At 64.4% G+C, this 21,799-nt stretch carries 17 protein-coding genes; 4 read left to right on the top strand and 13 right to left on the bottom strand.

The window, feature by feature from the left end:
• Positions 1–43: 43 nt before the first annotated feature.
• The 6 genes from cmk to mtnA all read right to left on the bottom strand — a co-directional run bounded on the left by cmk (position 44) and on the right by mtnA (position 9,764).
• Complete coding sequence (gene cmk / locus RIN61_RS18385) at positions 44–730, bottom strand: (d)CMP kinase (RefSeq protein ID WP_112249308.1); 687 nt, start codon at positions 728–730, stop codon at positions 44–46.
• The gene (locus RIN61_RS18380; protein WP_258392777.1) at positions 727–2,934 is read right to left on the bottom strand and encodes a bifunctional prephenate dehydrogenase/3-phosphoshikimate 1-carboxyvinyltransferase; all 2,208 of its coding nucleotides are present in this window, start codon (positions 2,932–2,934) and stop codon (positions 727–729) included. The genes cmk and RIN61_RS18380 overlap by 4 nt, the downstream gene beginning before the upstream one ends.
• A gap of 210 nt (positions 2,935–3,144) precedes the next feature.
• Entirely contained in the window at positions 3,145–4,239 is a 1,095-nt protein-coding gene (gene pheA / locus RIN61_RS18375; protein WP_112249310.1) for a prephenate dehydratase, read from the bottom strand.
• The gene (gene serC, locus RIN61_RS18370; protein WP_112249369.1) at positions 4,239–5,324 is read right to left on the bottom strand and encodes a 3-phosphoserine/phosphohydroxythreonine transaminase; all 1,086 of its coding nucleotides are present in this window, start codon (positions 5,322–5,324) and stop codon (positions 4,239–4,241) included. Before serC ends, pheA begins: the two co-directional genes overlap by 1 nt.
• Positions 5,325–5,555: 231 nt before the next feature.
• A complete protein-coding gene (gene gyrA, locus RIN61_RS18365) occupies positions 5,556–8,321 on the bottom strand; it encodes a DNA gyrase subunit A (protein ID WP_112249311.1) in 2,766 nt (921 codons plus the stop codon).
• 366 nt (positions 8,322–8,687) lie between these two features.
• Complete coding sequence (gene mtnA, locus RIN61_RS18360; protein WP_112249312.1) at positions 8,688–9,764, bottom strand: S-methyl-5-thioribose-1-phosphate isomerase; 1,077 nt, start codon at positions 9,762–9,764, stop codon at positions 8,688–8,690.
• A gap of 111 nt (positions 9,765–9,875) precedes the next feature.
• Here mtnA and ubiG point away from each other — a divergent pair, with 111 nt between their 5' ends.
• From ubiG to RIN61_RS18345, 3 genes are all read left to right on the top strand, one after another.
• Positions 9,876–10,574, top strand: a complete 699-nt coding sequence (ubiG, locus tag RIN61_RS18355) for a bifunctional 2-polyprenyl-6-hydroxyphenol methylase/3-demethylubiquinol 3-O-methyltransferase UbiG (RefSeq protein ID WP_112249313.1) — start codon at positions 9,876–9,878, stop codon at positions 10,572–10,574.
• A 2-nt stretch (positions 10,575–10,576) separates the two neighbouring features.
• Positions 10,577–11,248: an N-acetylmuramic acid 6-phosphate phosphatase MupP gene (mupP, locus tag RIN61_RS18350; RefSeq protein WP_112249314.1), complete on the top strand. Its 672-nt coding sequence runs from the start codon at positions 10,577–10,579 to the stop codon at positions 11,246–11,248.
• 152 nt (positions 11,249–11,400) lie between these two features.
• Positions 11,401–12,141 carry a YciK family oxidoreductase gene (locus RIN61_RS18345; protein ID WP_112249315.1) on the top strand — a complete coding sequence of 247 codons (741 nt, stop codon included), beginning with the start codon at positions 11,401–11,403 and terminating at the stop codon, positions 12,139–12,141.
• Positions 12,142–12,266: 125 nt separating this feature from the next.
• On the opposite strand, the gene RIN61_RS18340 is transcribed toward RIN61_RS18345, so the two are convergent.
• The 7 genes from RIN61_RS18340 to RIN61_RS18310 form a co-directional block, all read right to left on the bottom strand.
• Positions 12,267–13,052: an iron-containing redox enzyme family protein gene (locus RIN61_RS18340; protein ID WP_112249316.1), complete on the bottom strand. Its 786-nt coding sequence runs from the start codon at positions 13,050–13,052 to the stop codon at positions 12,267–12,269.
• 30 nt (positions 13,053–13,082) lie between these two features.
• Entirely contained in the window at positions 13,083–15,539 is a 2,457-nt protein-coding gene (locus tag RIN61_RS18335) for an EAL domain-containing protein (RefSeq protein ID WP_313853262.1), read from the bottom strand.
• Positions 15,540–15,777: 238 nt separating this feature from the next.
• Positions 15,778–17,610, bottom strand: a complete 1,833-nt coding sequence (locus tag RIN61_RS18330; RefSeq protein ID WP_112249318.1) for an ABC transporter ATP-binding protein — start codon at positions 17,608–17,610, stop codon at positions 15,778–15,780.
• The gene (locus RIN61_RS18325) at positions 17,603–18,235 is read right to left on the bottom strand and encodes a DsbA family protein (RefSeq protein ID WP_112249319.1); all 633 of its coding nucleotides are present in this window, start codon (positions 18,233–18,235) and stop codon (positions 17,603–17,605) included. Before RIN61_RS18325 ends, RIN61_RS18330 begins: the two co-directional genes overlap by 8 nt.
• A 3-nt stretch (positions 18,236–18,238) precedes the next feature.
• Positions 18,239–19,171: an oxygen-dependent tRNA uridine(34) hydroxylase TrhO gene (gene trhO, locus RIN61_RS18320; protein WP_112249320.1), complete on the bottom strand. Its 933-nt coding sequence runs from the start codon at positions 19,169–19,171 to the stop codon at positions 18,239–18,241.
• Between the two features lie 229 nt (positions 19,172–19,400).
• Positions 19,401–19,697: a BolA family protein gene (locus RIN61_RS18315; protein ID WP_003252644.1), complete on the bottom strand. Its 297-nt coding sequence runs from the start codon at positions 19,695–19,697 to the stop codon at positions 19,401–19,403.
• Between the two features lie 10 nt (positions 19,698–19,707).
• Positions 19,708–20,232 carry a DUF2059 domain-containing protein gene (locus RIN61_RS18310; protein WP_087501528.1) on the bottom strand — a complete coding sequence of 175 codons (525 nt, stop codon included), beginning with the start codon at positions 20,230–20,232 and terminating at the stop codon, positions 19,708–19,710.
• 155 nt (positions 20,233–20,387) lie between these two features.
• On the opposite strand from RIN61_RS18310, the gene RIN61_RS18305 reads away from it, so the two are divergent.
• Positions 20,388–21,782, top strand: coding sequence for a class II fumarate hydratase (locus tag RIN61_RS18305; protein ID WP_112249321.1), 1,395 nt, complete (start codon positions 20,388–20,390; stop codon positions 21,780–21,782).
• The last annotated feature ends 17 nt before the right edge of the window (positions 21,783–21,799 follow it).

The following is a 21,799-nucleotide window of genomic DNA, read 5'->3' as shown; positions in this document are numbered from 1 at the left end:
CCGGCAGGACGTTGACTGGTGCCCCTGCCTGCTTTCCTGGCTATCAGAGAAGGTCGCGTAGCGCGATCTCGCTCCTGATACGTTGCAACACCTGCTCGATGGACAACTCGGTAGAGTCCAACTGAATGGCATCGACCGCTGGCTTCAGCGGGGCCACTGCACGTTGGGTGTCGCGCTCATCACGCGCACGAATCTCATCCAGCAGACTCGACAGACTAACATCTTCACCCTTGCCCTTCAACTGCAGGTAGCGGCGACGTGCCCGCTCCTCCGCACTGGCGGTGAGGAAGATCTTCAACGGCGCGTCCGGGAACACCACGGTACCCATGTCGCGACCGTCGGCAATCAGGCCCGGCGCCTCGCGGAATTCACGCTGACGCACCAGCAACGCATCACGCACGGCCGGCAGCGAAGCGACCATCGAGGCACCGGCACCGACTGTTTCGGTGCGGATGACATTGCTGACGTCCTCGCCCTCGAGGATGATCTGTTGCAGCTTACCGGGCTCGGCGGCGACGAACTGCACATCCAGATGGGCGGCAAGCTTGGTCAGCAGCTCTTCGTTGGTGAGATCGACGCCGTGGTTGCTGGCATTGAACGCCAGCAAACGGTACAGCGCGCCAGAGTCCAGCAGCCTCCAGCCCAGCTCGCGGGCCAGCAGCCCGGCAACCGTGCCCTTCCCCGAACCGCTTGGCCCGTCGATGGTGATGACCGGCGCCAGGGCACTCACGACTTGCCCTCTTCCGCCACGCGGATGCCCACTTCGGCGCACAGCGCCAGGAAGTTGGGGAACGAGGTGGCGACGTTGGCGCAATCGTGGATGCGGATCGGCGCGCTGGCGCGCAGCGAGGCAACACTGAAGGCCATGGCGATACGGTGGTCACCGTGGCCATGCACTTCGCCGCCGCCCAACTGGCCGCCGTCGATGATGATGCCGTCCGGGGTCGGCTCGCACTTGATGCCCAGGGTGATCAGGCCGTCGGCCATGACCTGGATACGGTCGGATTCCTTCACCCGCAGCTCTTCGGCACCCCGCAGCACGGTACGCCCTTCGGCGCAGGCAGCGGCGACGAACAGCACCGGGAACTCGTCGATCGCCAGTGGCACCAACTCTTCAGGGATGTCGATGCCTTTCAGCCTGGCACCGCGCACGCGCAGGTCGGCCACCGGCTCGCCACCGACTTCACGCTGGTTTTCCAGGGTGATGTCACCGCCCATCAGGCGCAGGATGTCGATCACGCCGGTACGGGTGGGGTTGATGCCAACGTGCTCCAGCACAAGCTCCGAGCCTTCGGCGATGGACGCCGCCACCAGGAAGAACGCCGCCGAGGAAATGTCGGCCGGTACTTCGATACGGGTGGCAGTGAGCTTGCCGCCGGACTGCAGCGAGGCCACCGGGCCGTTGCTGTCGACGCTGTAGCCGAAGCCGCGCAGCATGCGCTCGGTGTGGTCACGGGTTGGCGCAGGCTCGGTGACGGTGGTCTTGCCTTCGGCGTACAGGCCGGCCAGCAGCAGGCAGGATTTGACCTGGGCACTGGCCATCGGCAGCGTGTAGGTCAGCGCCTTGAGCTTGTGGCCACCGCGGATGGTCAGCGGCGGGCGGCCTTCAGGGCCGGTCTCGACCACGGCACCCATTTCGCGCAGCGGGTTGGCCACACGGTTCATCGGGCGCTTGGACAGCGAAGCGTCGCCGGTCATGGTCACATCGAACGGCTGGCCGGCCAGCAGGCCCGACAGCAGGCGCATCGAGGTACCCGAGTTGCCCACGTAAAGCGGCCCGGGTGGCGGCTTGAGGCCGTGCAGGCCAACGCCGTGAATGGTCACGCGGCCGTGGTTGGGGCCTTCGATGACCACACCCATGTCACGGAATGCCTGCAGGGTCGCCAGCGCGTCCTCACCTTCGAGGAAACCTTCGACCTCGGTGGTGCCTTCGGCCAGCGAGCCGAGCATGATCGAGCGGTGGGAAATCGACTTGTCGCCCGGTACGCGGATCCGCCCGGACAGGCGGCCACCCGGTTGGGCCAGGAAAATCAGATCGTTGGCGTTCATAGCGTCCACATAGGCCCGGCGGGCCAGGATTTTACTGAAATGCTCGCGGGCAACGCGTGCGCGGGTGAATACACCCAGCAGCTGGTGCCCGTCCCCTTCAGCGATCGCGTCGCGCAAGGCGTCGAGATCGCTGCGATATGTATCAAGCGTGCGCAGGACAGCGTCGCGGTTGGCGAGAAAGATGTCGTGCCACATGGTCGGGTCGCTGCCAGCGATTCTCGTGAAATCGCGGAAGCCTCCCGCAGCGTACCGGAAGATCTCGAGGTTTTCATTGCGCTTGGCCAGTGAATCGACCAGGCCGAAGGCCAGCAGGTGCGGCAGGTGGCTGGTGGCGGCAAGCACTTCGTCGTGGCGTTCGACCGACATGTGCTCCACATCGGCGTCCAGCGTGCGCCACAGGCGGTCGACCAGGGCCAGGGCGGCCGGGTCGGTTTCGGCCAGCGGGGTGAGAATGACCTTGTGCCGGCGGAACAGGGTGGCGTTGGAGGCCTCTACCCCGCTCTGCTCGGAGCCGGCGATGGGGTGGCCGGGGACGAAGCGCGACAGGCGGGCACCGAAGACGGCTCGCGCCTCACGGACGACGTTGCCCTTGGCACTGCCGACATCGGTAATGATGGCATCGCCGAGGTCGAGTTGAGCCAGGCGGGCCAGGACCTTTTCCATGGCCAGGATCGGCACGGCCAACTGGATGACATCGGCACCGACACAGGCGGCGGCAAGGTCTTCCTCGCAGCGATCGACCACGCCCAGGGCCACGGCCTGCTTGCGCGAGGGGGCGTCCAGGTCGACACCGACCACTTCGCGGCACAGGCCGCTTTCACGCAGGCCCTTGGCGAACGAGCCACCGATCAGGCCGAGGCCGACCACGACCAGACGGTTGATGATTGGCGCGGGTTTGGTTGTTACTGCTTTTACCACTGGTGCGAACCCTGTTCAGAAATCTAGGCAGCCTGTGAGGGCCATTGGGGCTGCTTTGCAGCCCATCGCAGGCAAGCCAGCTCCCACAGGGACTGCACAAACCTCATGGCTTGCGCGGTATCTGTAGGAGCGGCCTTGTGTCGCGATGGGGCGCGAAGCGGCCCCAACCCTCTCAAATCAAAGCACCGCCTTCGGATAAGAGCCCAGCACCTTCAGCGCCACAGCCTCCTGGCTGATCTGCTCGAGCACCGCCTTGATCAGCGGGTCGCGGTGATGGCCAACGAAGTCGATGAAGAACACGTAGGTCCACTTGCCGCTGCGCGACGGGCGGGTCTCGATGCGGGTCAGGTCGATGCCGTTCTGGTGGAACGGTACCAGCAGCTCGTGCAAGGCACCCGGCTTGTTGCTCATCGAAACGATGATCGAGGTCTTGTCGTCGCCGGTCGGCGGTACTTCCTGGTTGCCGATCATCAGGAAGCGCGTGGAGTTGTCCGGGCGGTCTTCGATCTTTTCGGCCAGGCGGGTCAAACCGTACAGGTTGGCCGCCATGTCGCCGGCGATCGCCGCCGAATTCCACTCGCCCTTGACCCGCTTGGCCGCCTCGGCATTGCTCGACACGGCCACGCGCTCCACGTTCGGGTAGTGCGCGTCCAGCCACTTGCGGCACTGGGCCAGCGACTGGGCGTGAGAGTAGATGCGGGTGATGCTGTCGGTCTTGGTGTTCTCGCCCACCAGCAGGTGGTGGTGGATGCGCAGCTCGACCTCGCCGCAAATCACCATGTCGTGCTCGAGGAAGCTGTCCAGGGTGTGGCTGACCGCGCCTTCGGTGGAGTTTTCCACCGGCACCACACCGAAGTTGACGGCACCGGCCGCCACTTCGCGGAACACTTCGTCGATGGCTGCCATCGGCCGGCTGACCACCGCGTGGCCGAAGTGCTTCATGGCCGCAGCCTGGGTGAAGGTGCCTTCAGGGCCGAGGTAGGCGATTTTAAGCGGTTCTTCCAGGGCCAGGCACGACGACATGATTTCGCGGAACAGCCGCGCCATCTCTTCGTTGTCCAGCGGGCCCTTGTTGCGCTCCATCACGCGCTTGAGCACGGCGGCTTCACGCTCGGGGCGGTAGAACACCGGCTTTTCGCCTTCCGCCAGCGAGGCGGTCTTGACCTTGGCCACTTCCTGGGCGCAACGGGCGCGCTCGCTGATCAGCTCGAGGATCTTTTCGTCGAGGCTGTCGATGCGAACGCGCAGCGCCTTCAGTTCGTGCTCGGACATCAGCCGTGCTCCTTCTCGAATTCGGCCATGTAGGCCACCAGGGCTTCGACTGCTTCAAGGCCCAGGGCGTTGTAGATGGAGGCGCGCATGCCGCCTACCGAACGGTGGCCCTTGAGGTTGAGCAGGCCACGGGCATCGGCGCCGGCGAGGAAGGCCTTGTCCAGGCGTTCGTCAGCCAGGCGGAACGGCACGTTCATCCACGAACGGGCGTTGTGGCTGATCGGGTTGGTGTAGAACTCGCTGCTGTCGATGAAGCCGTACAGGCGGTCTTTCTTGGCGCGGTTGCGCTGCTCCATGGCATCGACGCCACCCTGCTCTTTCAGCCATTCGAACACCAGGCCCGAGAGGTACCAGGAGTAGGTGGCCGGGGTGTTGTACATCGAGCCGTTGTCGGCCGAAACCTTGTAGTCGAGCATGGTCGGGCAGCTGCTGCGGGCGCGGCCCAGCAGGTCTTCGCGCACGATCACCACTACCAGGCCGCTCGGGCCGATGTTCTTCTGCGCGCCGGCGTAGATCAGGCCGTACTGCGACACGTCGATGGGGCGCGAGAGGATGTCGGACGACATGTCGACCACCAGTGGCACGTCACCGGTTTCTGGCACCCAGTCGAACTGCAGGCCACCGATGGTCTCGTTGGACGCATAGTGCACGTAGGCAGCGTTGCTGGTCAGCTTCCACTCGTTTTGGCCAGGGATGGCCAGGTAGTCGTAGGGCTTGGCGCTGGCGGCGACGTTGACGTTGCCGAAGCGGCGCGCTTCCTCGATGGCCTTCTTCGACCAGATGCCGGTCTCGATGTAGTCGGCGGTGCCGTTTTCCGGCAGCAGGTTCAGCGGGATTTCGGCGAACTGCTGGCTGGCGCCGCCCTGCAGGAACAGCACCTTGTAGTTGGAGGGGACGGACAGCAGGTCACGCAGGTCCTGCTCGGCCTTTTCGGCGATGGCCACGTAATCGTCGCTGCGATGGCTCATTTCCATCACCGACAAGCCCTTGCCATGCCAATCCAGCATCTCGGCCTGGGCGCGCTGCAGGACAGCGTCAGGAAGCGCGGCAGGGCCTGCGCAGAAGTTAAAGGCTCGTTTGCTCACATCCACTCTCGCTCTGCCAAATGGTACAAATCGTCAATCTTCAATGCTGCCAGGAACACTGTGGGAGCGGGTTCACCCGCGAACAAGGGCGAAGCCCTTGCCATCCACCGCGGTGCCTTCTTCGCGGGTAAACCCGCTCCCACAGGGCAATGCATCACCCTCGAGAGCATTGCCTGGCCTGATCAGTCAAACGGGGCGACCTTGGTCGCCCCGTTCGGGTTTTACGCTTGCTTACTCCTGCTGGGCCTCTTCGGCGCCAGCAGCTTCTTCGTTGTCTGGCGCTTCAGCCTCGACACCCTCTTCGTCCGTCTCGATCACATCATCGAGCTCGTCCTCGGAAGGCTCCTGGATACGCTCCAGGCCCACCAGCGTCTCGTCGGTAGCCAGCTTGATCAAGGTCACGCCCTGGGTGTTGCGGCCCAGGCTGGACACTTCGCCAACGCGGGTACGCACCAGCGTGCCCTGGTCGGAGATCAGCATGATCTCTTCGCCTTCCTGCACCTGGATGGCACCGATCAGCAAGCCGTTGCGCCCCTTGGTACCCATGGCGATCACGCCCTGGCCACCACGGCCGCGACGCGGGAACTTGGACAGCGGTGTGCGCTTGCCGAAGCCACGCTCGGAGGCGGTGAGGATCTGCGCGCCGGATTCCGGAATCAACATGGAGATGATCTGCTGGCCCTTGCCCAGCTTCATGCCGCGCACGCCACGGGCGTTACGGCCCATCTCGCGGACCACGCTTTCAGCGAAGCGGATCACCTTGCCGGCGTCGGAGAACATCATGACTTCCTTGGCACCGTCGGTGATGGCCGCGGCGATCAGGGTGTCACCTTCCTTCAGCTTCAGGGCGATCAGGCCGTTGGAGCGCGGACGGGCGAACTGCACCAGCGGGGTCTTCTTCACGGTACCCGAAGCGGTGGCCATGAAGATGTAGGCGCCAGTCGGCTCGGCAACCCACTCAGGGGTGTCGCCCTCTTCCTCGTCCACTTCCTCGGCCTCGACCACTTCGCCTTCGAGCACGGTGTCATCCGCATCCTCCAGCTCTTCGTCGGCATCAGCGCTCTGCTGCAGGGCCTCGAGGTCGATCTGCAGCATGGCGGTGATACGCTCACCCTCCTCCAGCGGCAGCAGGTTGACCATTGGCCGGCCGCGTGCGGCACGGGACGCCTCAGGAATGTCGTAGGTCTTCAGCCAGTACACCTTGCCCTTGCTGGAGAACAGCAGCAGGGTGGCGTGGCTGTTGGCGACCAGCAGGTGCTCGACGTAGTCCTCGTCCTTCACCCCGGTAGCCGACTTGCCTTTGCCGCCACGGCGCTGGGCCTGGTAGGCAGACAGCGGCTGGGTCTTGGCGTAGCCGCCGTGGGAGATGGTCACCACGCGCTCTTCTTCCGGGATCATGTCGCCGTAGTTGAGGTCGTGGCGCGCATCGAGGATTTCGGTGCGGCGGGCATCGCCATATTCGGCGCGGATGGCTTCCAGCTCTTCGCGGATCACTTCCATCAGGCGCTCGGCGCTGCTGAGGATGCGGATCAGTTCGCCGATCTGTTCGAGGATTTCCTGGTACTCGGCCAGCAGCTTTTCATGCTCCAGGCCGGTCAGGCGGTGCAGGCGCAGGTCGAGAATGGCCTGGGCCTGTTCCGGCGACAGGTAGTACTTGCCCTCACGCAGGCCGTACTGCTCCGGCAGGTCCTCGGGGCGGCAGGAATCGGCGCCGGCGCGCTCGACCATGACCTGCACGGCACTGGATTCCCAGGCGGTGGAAATCAGGGCTTCCTTGGCTTCGGACGGGGTCGGCGAGGCCTTGATCAGGGCGATGACCGGGTCGATGTTGGACAGCGCGACCGCCTGGCCTTCGAGGATGTGGCCGCGTTCGCGGGCCTTGCGCAGCTCGAACACGGTACGGCGGGTCACCACTTCACGGCGGTGACGCACGAACGCTTCGAGCAGGTCCTTGAGGTTGAGCAGGCGCGGACGGCCGTCGACCAGGGCCACCACGTTGATGCCGAATACGCTCTGCAGCTGGGTTTGCTGGTAGAGGTTGTTGAGCACCACCTCCGGCACCTCGCCGCGACGCAGCTCGATGACGATGCGCATGCCGTCCTTGTCGGACTCGTCGCGCAGCTCGGTGATGCCTTCGATCTTCTTCTCTTTGACCAGCTCGGCGATCTTCTCGATCAGGCGCGCCTTGTTCAGCTGGTACGGCAGCTCGGTGATTACGATCTGCTGGCGGCCGCCGACCTTGTCGATGTCTTCGATCTCGGAACGGGCGCGCATGTAGATGCGGCCACGACCGGTACGATAGGCCTCGATGATGCCCTGGCGGCCGTTGATCAGGCCGGCAGTCGGGAAGTCCGGGCCAGGGATGTGCTGCATCAGCTCATCGATGGTGACTTCGGGGTTGTCGATGAGTGCCAGGCAGCCATCGATGACCTCGCCGAGGTTGTGCGGCGGGATGTTGGTCGCCATGCCCACGGCGATACCGCTGGAACCGTTGACCAGCAGGTTGGGGATACGGGTCGGCATGACCGCCGGGATCTGCTCGGTGCCGTCATAGTTGGGCACCCAGTCGACGGTCTCTTTGTGCAGGTCGGCCAGCAGCTCGTGGGCCAGCTTGGCCATGCGCACTTCGGTGTATCGCATGGCTGCGGCGTTGTCGCCGTCCACCGAACCGAAGTTGCCCTGACCGTCGACCAGCAGGTAGCGCAGCGAGAACGGCTGGGCCATACGCACGATGGTGTCGTAGACAGCGGTGTCGCCGTGCGGGTGGTACTTACCGATCACGTCACCGACCACACGGGCGGATTTCTTGTACGGCTTGTTCCAGTCGTTGCCCAGTTCGCTCATCGCATAGAGAACGCGACGATGCACGGGCTTCAAGCCGTCACGCGCATCGGGCAGCGCTCGCCCGACAATCACGCTCATCGCGTAGTCGAGGTAAGACTGTCTCAGTTCGTCTTCGATATTGACCGGGAGGATTTCTTTGGCCAGTTCGCCCATGAGAAGCCTGATTCCTTTTTCTGGTGAAACTTCGCAGCTCCATCAAGGGCCGAACGAAGCTCGCCGCCGCAGCGCATAAGGGTGCGACGACTTACGACAAATCAATGAGTTGTGCCATGGATCTGCGCAATGAAGGCCGCCGTGATGGGCGGTCTTGGAAACTGCCGGATGTTATCACAAAGGCATGGGAGGTGGGGAGATGTGGCAGGTGGCCTCACGTGAGCGAAAATCTGGATTTTTTATAGCCTGTGCCGGCCTCTTCGCGGGTAAACCCGCTCCCACAGGTACACCACCGCCCTCAGGCCTTGTGCTATCCCTGTGGGAGCGGGTTTACCCGCGAAGAGGCCGGCACAGGCAGTGCAAAAATCAGTGCAGGCGCTTGCGGCAGATCAACTGCGCCAGCTTGGCCGTATCAGGCCGTTCGACGATGCCGCGCTCGGTCACGATCACGTCGATCAGGTCGGCCGGGGTCACATCGAACACCGGATTGAACACCTCGACATCCGGCGCCACCCGGGTACCGGCAATGTCCAGCAACTCGTCGGCAGCGCGCTCTTCCAGCGGAATGTCCTCGCCAGTGGCCAGGTTCAGGTCGATGCTGGTGCTCGGCGCCACCACCATGAAACGTACGCCGTGGTGCATGGCACTGACTGCCAGCTGGTAGGTGCCGATCTTGCTGGCCACATCGCCGTTGGCGGCGATGCAGTCCGCACCCACCACCACCCAGGTGATGCCCTTGCTTTTCATCAGGTGGGCCAGCGCCGAATCGGCACACAGGGTCACCGGAATGCCCTCGTTGGCCAGCTCCCAGGCGGTCAGGCGCGAGCCATGCAGCCAAGGGCGGGTCTCGCCGGCATATACCCGCTCGACCATACCCTCCAGGTAGCCGGCGCGGATCACCCCCAGCGCGGTACCGAAGCCACCGCAGGCCAGGGCGCCGGCGTTGCCGTAGGTGAGCAGGGCCTGGGCGTTGCCCTGGTGGCGGCGGATCAGTTCGATTCCCTGCTGGGCCATGGTCAGGTTGGCTTCGCGGTCGCTTTCGTGGATGGCCTGCGCTTCGGCCTCCAGCGCCGCCAGCACATCTTCGTCCGGGCGCAGCCGCTGCAGGCGCTCGCGCATGCGGTTCAGCGCCCAGAACAGGTTGGCGGCGGTAGGGCGCGCCTCAGCCAGGGTAAGGAAGTCTTCTTCCAGGTCCATTTCCCAGTCGCCACCCTCGGCCAGCCGCTCTTCCAGGGCCAGCACCAGGCCATAGGCCGCGGCAATGCCGATGGCCGACGCGCCGCGCACGGCCATGTCGCGGATCGCCGCCGCCACCTGCGCGACATTGTCGCAGGCCAGCCAGTGCTCTTGCGACGGCAGCAGGCGCTGGTCGAGCAGGTGCAGGACGCCGCCCTGCCAGCGGATCCCGGTCACCTTCTCCGCCGCCAAAAGTCGCTCGCGCATCGCCTCTCCCCGTCGTTCGGATATCAAAAGCCGGCGATTATAGCGACCCTCGGGGCCGAGCGCTCGGGTATACTCCGGCGCAATTTTGCGAAGTTTCAGAGGACTGTTCTAATGAGCAACGTCGACCGCGCCGAAATCGCCAAGTTCGAAGCGCTGGCCCACCGCTGGTGGGACCGCGAAAGCGAGTTCAAGCCGCTGCACGAAATCAACCCGCTGCGCGTCAACTGGATCGACGAACGCGCCAGCCTCGCCGGCAAGAAAGTGCTGGATGTGGGTTGCGGTGGCGGCATCCTCAGCGAAGCGATGGCCCTGCGCGGCGCCACGGTCACCGGCATCGACATGGGCGAGGCGCCACTGGCCGTGGCCCAGCTGCACCAGCTGGAGTCGGGCGTGCAGGTGGAGTACCGGCAGATCACCGCCGAAGCCCTGGCCGAGGAAATGCCTGAACAGTTCGACGTGGTCACCTGCCTGGAAATGCTCGAGCACGTGCCCGACCCGTCTTCGGTCATTCGCGCCTGCTACCGCATGGTCAAGCCTGGCGGCCAGGTGTTCTTCTCCACCATCAACCGCAACCCCAAGGCCTACCTGCTGGCCATCGTCGGCGCCGAGTACATCCTGAAGATGCTGCCGCGCGGCACCCACGACTTCAAGAAGTTCATCCGCCCGTCCGAGCTGGGCGCCTGGAGCCGCGTTGCCGGCCTGCAGGTGAAGGACATCATCGGCCTGACCTACAACCCGCTGACCAAGCACTACAAGCTCAGCAGCGACGTTGACGTCAATTACATGGTCCAGACCCTGCGCGAGGAATAAGCATGCGTTTGCGAGCAGTACTCTTCGACATGGACGGCACCTTGCTCGACACGGCGCCGGACTTCATCGCCATCTGCCAGGCCATGCTTGCCGAGCGCGGCCTGCCGGCTGTCGATGACAAGCTGATCCGTGATGTGATCTCCGGCGGTGCCCGGGCGATGGTCGCCGCGACCTTCGCCATGAGCCCGGAGGCCGAAGGCTTCGAGGCCCTGCGCCTGGAGTTCCTCGAGCGCTACCAGCGCGACTGTGCAGTGCACAGCAAGCTGTTCGACGGCATGGCCGAGCTGCTGGCCGACATCGAGAAAGGCAACCTGCTGTGGGGCGTGGTCACCAACAAGCCGGTGCGCTTCGCCGAGCCGATCATGCAGCAACTGGGCCTGGCCGAGCGTTCGGCGCTGCTGATCTGCCCGGACCATGTGAAAAACAGCAAGCCCGACCCCGAGCCGCTGATCCTCGCCTGCAAGACCCTGGACCTGGACCCGGCCAGCGTACTGTTCGTCGGCGACGACCTGCGCGACATCGAGTCTGGCCGCGACGCCGGCACCCGCACGGCGGCGGTGCGCTACGGCTATATTCATCCAGAGGACAACCCCAACAACTGGGGTGCCGATGTGGTGGTGGACCACCCACTGGAACTGCGCAAGGTTATCGACAGCGCGCTGTGCGGCTGCTGAACCCCGCCTAGACCGCAGCACAGCCCCTGTGGGAGCGGGTTCACCCGCGAATGCGTCAGCCCGGACAACATCGGCACCTGAACGTACGCATTCGCGGGTGAACCCGCTCCCACAAGGGACGGTGCCGCGCCAACGAACTCGAAGGACCTACCATGTTCGACTACACCGCCCGCCCCGACCTGCTGCAAGGCCGGGTCATCCTGGTTACCGGTGCCGGCCGCGGCATCGGCGCCGCTGCCGCCAAGGCCTACGCTGCGCTGGGCGCCACCGTGCTGCTGCTGGGCAAGACCGAGGCCAACCTCAACGAGGTCTATGACCAGATCGAAGCCGCCGGGCACCCGCAACCGGTGGTGATCCCGTTCAACCTGGAAACCGCCCTGCCCCACCAGTACGACGAACTGGCGGTGATGATCGAGGACCAGTTCGGCCGCCTCGACGGCCTGCTGAACAACGCTTCGATCATCGGCCCGCGCACACCGCTGGAGCAGCTGTCGGGTGACAACTTCATGCGCGTGATGCACATCAACGTCGATGCCACCTTCATGCTCACCAGCACATTGCTGCCGCTGCTGAAGCTGTCGGAAGACGCTTCGGTGGTGTTCACCAGCAGCAGCGTCGGGCGCAAGGGCCGGGCCTACTGGGGCGCCTATGGCGTGTCCAAGTTCGCCACCGAGGGCCTGATGCAGACCCTGGCCGATGAGCTGGAAGACGTTGCACCGGTGCGCTCCAACAGCATCAACCCAGGCGCCACGCGCACGGCAATGCGGGCACAGGCCTACCCCAGCGAAAACCCGCAGAACAACCCGCTGCCCGAAGAGATCATGCCGGTGTACCTGTACCTGATGGGGCCGGACAGCAAAGGGGTGAATGGGCAGGCGTTCAACGCCCAGTAAGACTTTTGCCTGTACCGGCCCTTTCGCGGGTGAACCCGCTCCCACAGGTACTGCACTGCCCTCATGGGCGGTGATTATCCTGTGGGAGCGGGTTCACCCGCGAAGAGGCCGGGACAGGCGAACACTCAGCCGGCGGCCAACGTCGGCCGCATGCGCCCCTGCTGGCGCCCTTCCAGCTGCATGCACCGTTCCAGGAACAGGTACATGCAGTCATAGCTCTTGCAAATCGCCTTGCGCAGTTCATTGCGCAGCCCCAGGGTCGGGTTCTCGCCAGCCAGGGTGCAAATGATCTCCAGCGCCTCCCACGGGTGCGCGTCGTCATACTGGGCATGCATCTTCAGCCACTTCATCGCCCGCTTGCGCTGGTCCTCCGGGAAGCCCAGCGCATAGGTGTCGGTGGAACACACCACCGCCGACCATTCACCGGTCGCACCTTCGATGGCGTAATTGGTCGCCGCCATGGAAATGGCCAGGTTCTCGGTCGCGCACACGCGCCAGCACCAGTCATTCAACCCGTTCAGCTCTGGCGGTACATCCTGGGCCTGCAGCTCGTGCAGGTGCACGCCATGCGCCTGGCACCAGTTCACCCAGTAGTCGGCATGGTTGAGCTCGACACGGATGTTGCGCATCAGCCAGCGCCGCGCCATGTCTTCGCCCTGGTGTCGGCCATAGCGGGTCTTGGTCAGGTTGTGGGCCATGTACAGCGAGAACTGCTCCACCACCGGCCAGCCACCGATCAGGTACTGGCGAATGGTCGATTGCTTCAGCTGGCCATCGCGCAGGCGCGCGTAGAACTCATGCTCGACGACCCGGCGCTTGCTCTCGCGGCAGTCTTCAATCAGTTGCTGGGCCCATTGGGGGTAGCTGGCGGGATCCATCAACGGCCCGATACGAACGAATGCGTCAATCACTTTCAGCTCCTTGATCCTTGTGATTTCTAGCTAGCGAAACGTGCCAGGCGCCCGCTGCAACAGAGGCCGGGCGGCGATCCGTTGGCGCTGCAGACTGTCACAGGTGAACACCTGAGGGCGTTCGATGAGGTAGCCCTGGGCGTAATCCACGCCAATTTCCTGCAAGGCCTGCTCGATCAAGGGTGTTTCGACGAATTCGGCAATGGTGCGCTTGCCCATTACGTGACCGATGTGGTTGATGACCTCGACCATGGCCCGGTTGACCGGGTCGTCGAGCATGTCCTTGACGAAACTCCCGTCGATCTTCAGGTAATCCACGGGCAAATGCTTGAGATAGGCGAACGACGACATGCCAGCGCAGAAATCATCGAGCGAGAAGCGACAACCCAGCCCCTTCAATTCGTTGATGAAACGAATGGCGCTGCCAAGGTTGGCTATGGCGCTGGTTTCGGTGATTTCGAAACAGATCATCCGCGGCGGGATGGCGTATTCGACGAACAGGCGTTGCAGGTATTCGAGGAACTTGTCGTCGCCAATACTCGACCCCGAAAGGTTGATCGCACAGATCGACAACGGCCCCTCGCGCCCTTCGTCCAGGCACTGGCGGATGACCAGGAACACATTACGCACCACCCAGCGGTCCAGCGCGGTCATCAGGCCATAGCGCTCGGCCGCCGGGATGAAGCTGCTGGGCAGGATGGTCCGCCCGCTTTCGTCGTGCAGGCGCAGCAGGATCTCGATATGGCCGGGGCCTTCGAAGGTTTTCAGCGGGGCGATTTCCTGGGCGTACAGGCAGAAGCGGTTTTCTTCCAGGGCCACGTGCAAGCGCTGGATCCAGGCCATTTCGCCAAAGCGCATGGACAGCTCGCTGTCGTCGGCGTGGTACACCTGCACGCGGTTGCGGCCCTTTTCCTTGGCCATGTAGCAGGCCATGTCGGCGGCGCGCAGCGAGGTTTCGAGGGTGCCTGGGGCCTGCGCCATGTGCACCAGGCCGACGCTGACGGTGGTAACGAACGGGCGCCCCTTCCACACGAAATGCAGGCTCTGCACCAGTTGGCGCAGCTGCTCGGCGATACGCTCGGCCTGGTCGGGCGGGCAGTTTTCCAGCAGCACGCCGAATTCGTCCCCACCCAGCCGGGCCAGGGTGTCGCCTTCACGCAGGCCGGACTGCAGCACGGCGCAGATGTGCCGCAGCAACTCGTCGCCGGCGGCATGCCCGCAGGTATCGTTGACCAGCTTGAACTGGTCGAGGTCGAGGAACATCAGCGAATGCCGCCCGGGCTGACGCGCCAGGTCGTTCAGCGCCTGCTCCAGGCGGTATTCGAACTCGCGGCGGTTGGCCAGGCCGGTCAGGGCGTCGTGGGTCGCCTGCCAGGACAGGTTGGCGATGTACTGGCGCTCCTGGGTCATGTCGTGCAGCACCAGCACGATACCGCTGACCTGGCCGTCATTGACGATCGGCGAGCCGACCAGGTTGACCGACACGGTGCTACCGTCCAGGCGCTGGATCAGCCTGGCATGTTCGGCGCCACCCTTGAGGCTGCCGCTGAGTACCTGCTCGACCAGGCTGCGGCCGTCCTCCTCGGCCTGCTCGTCCACCAGGCTGAACAGCGCCGACAGCGGCAGGCCCTCGGCTTGGCCGGCCTGCCAGTGGGTCAGATGCTCGGCGGCCGGGTTCAGGTAGCCGATACTGCCCTCCACATCGGTGGTAATCACCGCATCGCCAATGGCCTGCAGGGTAATCTGCGCCCGTTCCTTTTCTTCCTGCAGGGCGCTGGCAAAGGCCTGGCGCTGGGCCAGCAGCTTGCTGGAGCGGCGCCAGGCAATGGCAATCAGGAACATCGCGGTCAGCAGGTTGGTGATCAGCAGCACCCGCAGCAGCATGCGCGAGCCTTCGCCCAGGGCATCGCTGAACGCCTTGGCGGCCGGGGTTACCCCTTCGTTGATGGTGACGATGCGCGCCTTCCAGTCGCTGACGGTGCGGGCGTCGACCGGGCCAGCGGCGAAGCTGCTGCGCATTTCCATGGCCAGCATATCCAGCTTGCCCAGGTAGTCGTCGCCGATGTCCCAGTAGTCGATGGCCGTCTGCATGTAGCTGACGTTGCGAAAGTTGCGGTAGAACCAGATGATCCGCTCGACATCGTCGGGGTGGTTACCGCCTTGCAGCACGGCCTGGCGTGCGGCGTCCAGGTCGGGGCTGGGCTGGTCGAGCACCTCGCGCAGTTGGTGGTCGCCCTGGGGCACGGTGATGGCCTGGCGATAGCGATGGTAGGTGCTGTCGTCGCGGGTTTCGGCGTACAGGTTGAGGTAGTAGATGGCGTCTTTCTGCGCCTTGGACCAAAGGCTCTCGCCCGCCACATAGGCACGCACGGCCGAGAGCGTATAAAGGCTGAGGCTGCCCAAGGCTACCTGGAAGACCACAACGGCGATGAAGGGCCAGGTGATGCCGAGCAACTTTGGCGCTTCTAGAGTGCGATGTCCCTTCATGGAGTCCCTGTCACAGAGCAGATAAGGCGCAAATCAACCCAGACAAAGCACAGCGTAGGCCATTTGCCATACCGGCGGTTGGGTTTTTTATGGCAGGGAACTGGGGAATTTTTGCATGGCCTTCCCGGCCCTATCGCCGGCAAGCCAGCTCCCACAGGATTACCACAGGCCTGAGCATTGTGGGATACCTGTGGGAGCTGGCTTGCCGGCGATAGGGCCCGCACAGGCTGCCAAAAATTCAGCTCTGCTGCAGGTGCCCATACAACTTGGCATACAACCCACCCTCGGCAATCAGCTGCTGATGGTCGCCATCCTCGGCCACGTGCCCGCCGTCGAACACCAGCACCCGGTCGGCCTGCTTCACCGCCGACAGGCGGTGGGCGATGATCAGTGTGGTGCGGCCACTGAGGAAGCGCGCCAGGGCCTGGTGCAGGTTGTATTCGGTGGCAGCATCCAGCGCCGAGGTGGCTTCGTCGAGGATCACCACCTTGGGTTCGGCCAGCACCATGCGGGCAATGGCCAGGCGCTGGCGCTGGCCACCGGACAAGCGCACGCCGGAGCGTCCCACCACACTATCCAGGCCCTGCGGCAAGGCGGCGATGGTGGCATCCAGCTGGGCGATACGCAGCGCCTGCCAGCAGGCCTCGTCGCTGCAGTCACGGCCCATGGTCAGGTTGGCGCGCACGGTGTCGTTGAACAACGAGGGGTGCTGCAACACAACCGCAACGTTTTCGCGCAGGGTCTCCAGGCCGATTTCCTGCAGGCTGGCACCGCCAAAGCGAATGGTGCCGGCCTGGGCGCTATAGAGGCCCAGCAACAGTTGCACCAGCGTGCTCTTGCCACCACCGCTGGCGCCGACGATCGCCACTTTCTCGCCCGGGGCGATGGACAGGTCGAGGTGTTCGAGCACCGGCTCGTCGGCATAGGCAAAGCGCAGGTCGCGCACTTCGATGCCCACCGTATCGCGGCCGGCGAACGGGTCGCTGGCAGCCGGGTACTGCGGCTCGTCGGCGCGTGCCAGCAGCTCGTTCAGGCGGCTCAGCGCACCACCGGCGGCGTAGTAGGCATATTGCAGGTTGAGCAGTTGCTCCACCGGGCCGATCATGAACCACAGGTAGCTGAACACCGCCAGCATCTGCCCGATCGAAAGGTCGGAGAACAGCACGGTGAGCATGGCCGCGGCGCGGAAGATATCGATGCCGAACTGGAACAGCAGGCCACTGGCGCGGCCGCTGGCATCGCTTTTCCACTGCGAGTCCACGGCGTAGTCGCGCACTTCGCGGGCGCGCAGGCCAAGGCGGCCGAGGAAGTAGCCCTGGCGGTTGCCGGCGCGGATTTCCTGAATGGCATCGAGGGTTTCCGCCAGCGCTTGGGTAAACCGCGCGGTGCTGTCGTTCTCGAGCTTTTTCAGGTGCTTGACGCGCTTGCCCAACTGCACGGTGAAGTAAATCACCAGCGGGTTGAACAGCAATATCAGCAAGGCCAGCTGCCAGTGCATCCAGACCAGGATGGCCGCCGTGCCGGTCAGGGTCAGCATGGCCACCAGGAAGCGGCTCAGGGTTTCGCCGACGAACTTGTCGAGGGTGTCCAGGTCGGTGACCAGATGGGTGGTCACCGTGCCGCTGCCCAGGCTTTCGTATTCCTTCAGCGAAATGCGCTTGAGCCGCTCGATCAGGCGAATGCGCAGGCGGTAGACGATGTCCTTGGCCAGGCCGGCGAACAGCTTGGCCTGGATCACGTTGAACGCCAGCGCGGCCAGGCGCAGGCACAGGGTCAGCAGCAACATCAGGCCGATATAGCCCGCCGCCACCTGCCAGCTGGACGGCAGCAGGTGGTTCATCCACTTCAACGCGGCATCGCCATGGCCCAGCAGTACTTCGTCCACCAGCAGCGGCAGCAGCAGCGGGATGGGCACGCTGCAGCAGGCCGCCAATACGGCGATCAGGTTGGCGGACCAGAGGTTTTTCTTGTGATGCAGGGCCAGGCGGCGGATTTCCGCCCAGCTCAGTCGATCGGCCGCAGTGTGAGGCTTGCCCGGCACCGGGTCGGGTGACCCAGGCACATCAAGCACAGGCGGCCTGCTGCAGCCAGCGGCCGAGCAAGGGTTGCAGGCGCTCCAGCGGCTGGTAGCCGTTGGTCAGCAGGGCCAGCTGGCCATTGCGTTCGGCCAGCAGGGTCGGGAAACCGGCGATGCCCAGGTCCTGGGCCCAGCTGAAATCGGCTGCAGTGGCAGCGCGGGTGTCGGCACGGGCGAAAGCCTCGGCGAACACGGCACGGTCGAAGCCTGCCTGTTCGGCCAGGTCGACCAGATGCGGCGCAACGGTCACGTCCACGCCCTGCTCGTAGAACGAACGCTGGATCAGCGCCAGCAGCGGCCAGACGCGCTCGGTGTCCAGTTCGCGGGCAGTGACCAGGGCACGGCAGGCCGGCTCGGTGTCGTAGACGAAGCCGTCGGGCATGGCCCCCTCGAAGCGGAACGGCTGGCCGGTGGCATCGGCCACTGCCTGCCAGTGTTCGAGAATGTACTTGCGGGTAGAGCTGTCCAGGGCGCTGCCGCCGGTACGCAGCCCGCCCGGCACCAGGTGGGTAGGCACGCCTGCATCACGCGCCTGGGCGATCAGGGCCGCGGCCACGGGTGCGAAACCCCAGCACCAGGAGCACATCGGGTCCATCACATAGATCAGGCGTGCAGACATGCATCAAGCCTCGGCTTTGTAGTTGTAACCGATCGGGTGCGGCAGGTTGCGGGCCTTGGCCAGCTCGATCTGCTTCTGCCGGTCGATGGCGCTGCGCCGGGTCTTCTCGCTCAGGCTGTCCCAGCAATGCGGGCAGCTGACCCCTGGCGAATAGTGCTCGGACGCGCGCTCCTCTGCATTGATCGGGTGGCGGCAGGCGTGGCACTGGTCGTACTCGCCTTCGCTCAGGTCATGGCGCACCGTGACGCGGTTGTCGAAGACGAAGCAGTCGCCGTCCCACAGGCTTTCTTCCTGAGGCACTTCCTCGAAGTACTTCAGGATGCCGCCCTTAAGATGATAGACCGCCTCGAAGCCTTCACCGAGCATGTAGCTGGAGGCTTTTTCGCAACGAATGCCGCCGGTGCAGAACATGGCAACCTTCTTGTGCTTGCTCGGGTCGAAGTTGGCCTTGATGTAGTCGGGGAACTCGCGGAAGGTTTCGGTCTTCGGGTCGATGGCGCCCTTGAAGGTGCCGATGGCCACTTCGTAGTCGTTGCGGGTGTCGATCAGCAGCACTTCCGGGTCGCTGATCAGCGCGTTCCAGTCCTTGGGCTCGACGTAGGTACCGACCGCCTGGTTCGGGTCCACGCCCGGCACGCCGAGGGTGACGATCTCTTTCTTGAGCTTGACCTTGGTGCGGTAGAACGGCTGTTCGTCGCAGTACGATTCCTTGTGGTCGACATCGGCCAGGCGCGGGTCGTTGCGCAGCCAGGCCAGCAGGCCGTCGATGCCTTCGCGGGTGGCCGACACGGTGCCGTTGATGCCCTCGTGGGCCAGCAGCAGGGTGCCTTTGACGTTGTTGTCGAGCATGGCCTTGAGCAGCGGTTCGCGCAGCTCGACGTAGTCTTCCAGGGTGACGAACTTGTACAGCGCCGCGACGACGATGGGTTGGGACATGAAGCAGGTTCTCCAGGTGGTTGCCCTCGTAAGGGGCGGACCGGGTTTGACAGGTGTAGAAAAAGCTTGGGGGCGCTTTGCGCCCCTTTCGCGACACAAGGCCGCTCCTACAAGGGAATGCACAACCCGATGGCTGTTGCGGTCCCCTGTAGGAGCGGCCTTGTGTCGCGAAAGGGCCGCAAAGCGGCCCCCGGATCTTGCAGGATTCTACCAGAACAACAGCAAGGTTTCAGTGCCCGCCGCCCGCGCACACAGGCGAGGCCGGTGCAACGCCGACCTTGGCCCACTCTTCGGCGGTGTAGGTGTGGATGGCCAGGGCATGGATCTCGCCCATCAGCTCACCCATGGTGGCGTACACCTTCTGGTGGCGCTTGACGCTGTTCAACCCGGCAAACTGCTCGCTGACGATCACTGCCTTGTAGTGGGTCTCCTGACCACGACTGTGCATGTGGCTTTCGTTGAGCACTTGCAGGTGTTGCGGCGCCAGGGCAGCCAGCTGCTGTTCGATACGCTGTTGCATGGTCATCGCGGCGTACTCACTTCTTTGCCGGGGCAGCGGCCTTGCCAGCGTTCGGGTCCAGTTCCTTGGTCATGTCGTCCAGCAGCTTGTTCACCACCGGTACCGCTGGCTCCAGGCTCTGCTGGGTCAGCTGGGCCGACTGCTGGGTGACCTTGGGCATTTCGCGCAGCACTTTCTTGCCCAGCGGCGATTCGTAGAACTTGACCAGGTCCTTGAGCTCCTGCTCGGTGAAGGTCTGGGTGTACAGGTCGACCATCTTCGGCTTCAGCTTGTTCCAACCGATGGCGTTGTCCAGCGCGGCGTTGGCCTTGGCCTGGTAGCTTTCCAGCACCGGCTGCTTGGCGGCCGGGGCCTTGGTCTGGGCGAAACGCTGGGCGAACATCTGCTGGACCTGCATGTACACCGGGGTGCCCAGCTTGTCGGCGTTGGCCAGGGTCAGGAATTTCTCGGCAGCAGCGTTGTGGCTGGCGGTGGCAGCGAGTACCTGGCCGCTGGCGCAAGCCAGGGCAACGGCGGCACAAAGGACACGGAGACGGGTCATTGCATTTCCTTCGGAAGAGAGGGAGGCGGGTACCTCAGAGTAGAGCATTCTGCGCCGTGGTGGCGATGTGCTCAAGTGGCACGACGAGCGATGGAACCGCTCGGTCGAATCAGGGCCTAAACTGCGATTTCGAACTACACAGGAGTGAGTACAGAATGAGCCGTATCGAGACAGACAGCCTGGGCCCGGTCGAAGTTCCTGAGGACGCCTACTGGGGTGCGCAGACCCAGCGTTCGCTGATCAACTTCGCCATTGGCAAGGAACGCATGCCCATCGCGGTGCTGCACGCCCTGGCGCTGATCAAGAAGGCCGCGGCACGCGTCAACGACCGTAACGGTGACTTGCCAGCCGACATCGCCCGGCTGATCGAACAGGCCGCCGACGAAGTGCTGGACGGCCAGCATGACGACCAGTTCCCGCTGGTGGTCTGGCAGACCGGCAGCGGCACCCAGAGCAACATGAACGTCAACGAAGTGATCGCCGGCCGGGCCAACGAATTGGCCGGCAAGGGCCGTGGCGGCAAGGCGCCAGTGCACCCCAACGACCACGTCAACCGCTCGCAGAGTTCCAACGACTGCTTCCCTACCGCCATGCACATCGCTGCGGCGCATGCGGTGCACGACAAGTTGCTGCCGGCCATCGCAGAGCTTTCCTCGGGGCTGGCCGAGCTGTCGGCACGCCACCACACGCTGGTGAAGACCGGCCGCACGCACATGATGGACGCCACGCCGATCACCTTCGGCCAGGAAGTGTCGGCCTTCGTCGCCCAGCTCGACTATGCCCAGCGCGCCATCCGCGCCACCCTGCCGGCGGTATGCGAACTGGCCCAGGGCGGCACTGCCGTGGGTACCGGGCTCAACGCCCCGCATGGTTTTGCCGAAGCCATCGCCGCCGAACTGGCGGCGCTGTCCGGCCTGCCATTCGTCACTGCGCCGAACAAGTTCGCTGCCCTTGCCGGCCACGAGCCCCTGACCAGCCTGGCCGGCGCGCTGAAGACCCTGGCCGTGGCCCTGATGAAAATCGCCAACGACCTGCGCCTGCTGGGTTCCGGCCCGCGCGCCGGGCTGGCCGAGGTACGCCTGCCGGCCAACGAGCCGGGTAGCTCGATCATGCCCGGCAAGGTCAACCCGACCCAGTGCGAAGCGCTGTCGATGCTGGCCTGCCAGGTGCTGGGCAACGACGCGGCAATCGGCTTTGCCGCCAGCCAGGGGCATTTGCAGCTGAACGTGTTCAAGCCGGTGATCATCCACAACCTGCTGCAGTCGATCGAATTGCTGGCTGACGGCTGCCGCAACTTCCAGCAGCACTGCGTGGCGGGCATCGAGCCGGATGCCGAGCAGATGGCGGCGCACCTGGAGCGGGGGCTGATGCTGGTAACGGCGCTGAACCCGCATATTGGCTATGACAAGGCGGCGGAAATTGCCAAGAAGGCCTATGGCGAAGGCAAGACCTTGCGCGAGGCGGCACTGGAGTTGAAGTACCTGACCAATGAGCAGTTCGACCAGTGGGTGAGGCCGGAGAACATGCTGGCGCCGGGTGGCAAGAGCTGAGTCGTGCACTGCCTTTA

It is taken from the genome of Pseudomonas inefficax (assembly GCF_032164165.1).
Lineage (GTDB): Bacteria > Pseudomonadota > Gammaproteobacteria > Pseudomonadales > Pseudomonadaceae > Aquipseudomonas > Aquipseudomonas inefficax.
This window is presented reverse-complemented; position numbering and strand designations above follow the sequence as displayed.

What these genes read in the sequence shown, in the direction of transcription:
- mtnA (WP_112249312.1), bottom strand. Translation starts at nt 9,764, where the DNA reads ATGCGCGAGCGACTTTTGGCGGCGGAGAAGGTGACCGGGATCCGCTGG.
- ubiG (WP_112249313.1), top strand. Translation starts at nt 9,876, where the DNA reads ATGAGCAACGTCGACCGCGCCGAAATCGCCAAGTTCGAAGCGCTGGCC.
- gyrA (WP_112249311.1), bottom strand. Translation starts at nt 8,321, where the DNA reads ATGGGCGAACTGGCCAAAGAAATCCTCCCGGTCAATATCGAAGACGAA.
- RIN61_RS18345 (WP_112249315.1), top strand. Translation starts at nt 11,401, where the DNA reads ATGTTCGACTACACCGCCCGCCCCGACCTGCTGCAAGGCCGGGTCATC.
- pheA (WP_112249310.1), bottom strand. Translation starts at nt 4,239, where the DNA reads ATGTCCGAGCACGAACTGAAGGCGCTGCGCGTTCGCATCGACAGCCTC.
- mupP (WP_112249314.1), top strand. Translation starts at nt 10,577, where the DNA reads ATGCGTTTGCGAGCAGTACTCTTCGACATGGACGGCACCTTGCTCGAC.
- RIN61_RS18325 (WP_112249319.1), bottom strand. Translation starts at nt 18,235, where the DNA reads ATGTCTGCACGCCTGATCTATGTGATGGACCCGATGTGCTCCTGGTGC.
- RIN61_RS18310 (WP_087501528.1), bottom strand. Translation starts at nt 20,232, where the DNA reads ATGACCCGTCTCCGTGTCCTTTGTGCCGCCGTTGCCCTGGCTTGCGCC.
- RIN61_RS18335 (WP_313853262.1), bottom strand. Translation starts at nt 15,539, where the DNA reads ATGAAGGGACATCGCACTCTAGAAGCGCCAAAGTTGCTCGGCATCACC.
- trhO (WP_112249320.1), bottom strand. Translation starts at nt 19,171, where the DNA reads ATGTCCCAACCCATCGTCGTCGCGGCGCTGTACAAGTTCGTCACCCTG.
- RIN61_RS18315 (WP_003252644.1), bottom strand. Translation starts at nt 19,697, where the DNA reads ATGACCATGCAACAGCGTATCGAACAGCAGCTGGCTGCCCTGGCGCCG.
- RIN61_RS18305 (WP_112249321.1), top strand. Translation starts at nt 20,388, where the DNA reads ATGAGCCGTATCGAGACAGACAGCCTGGGCCCGGTCGAAGTTCCTGAG.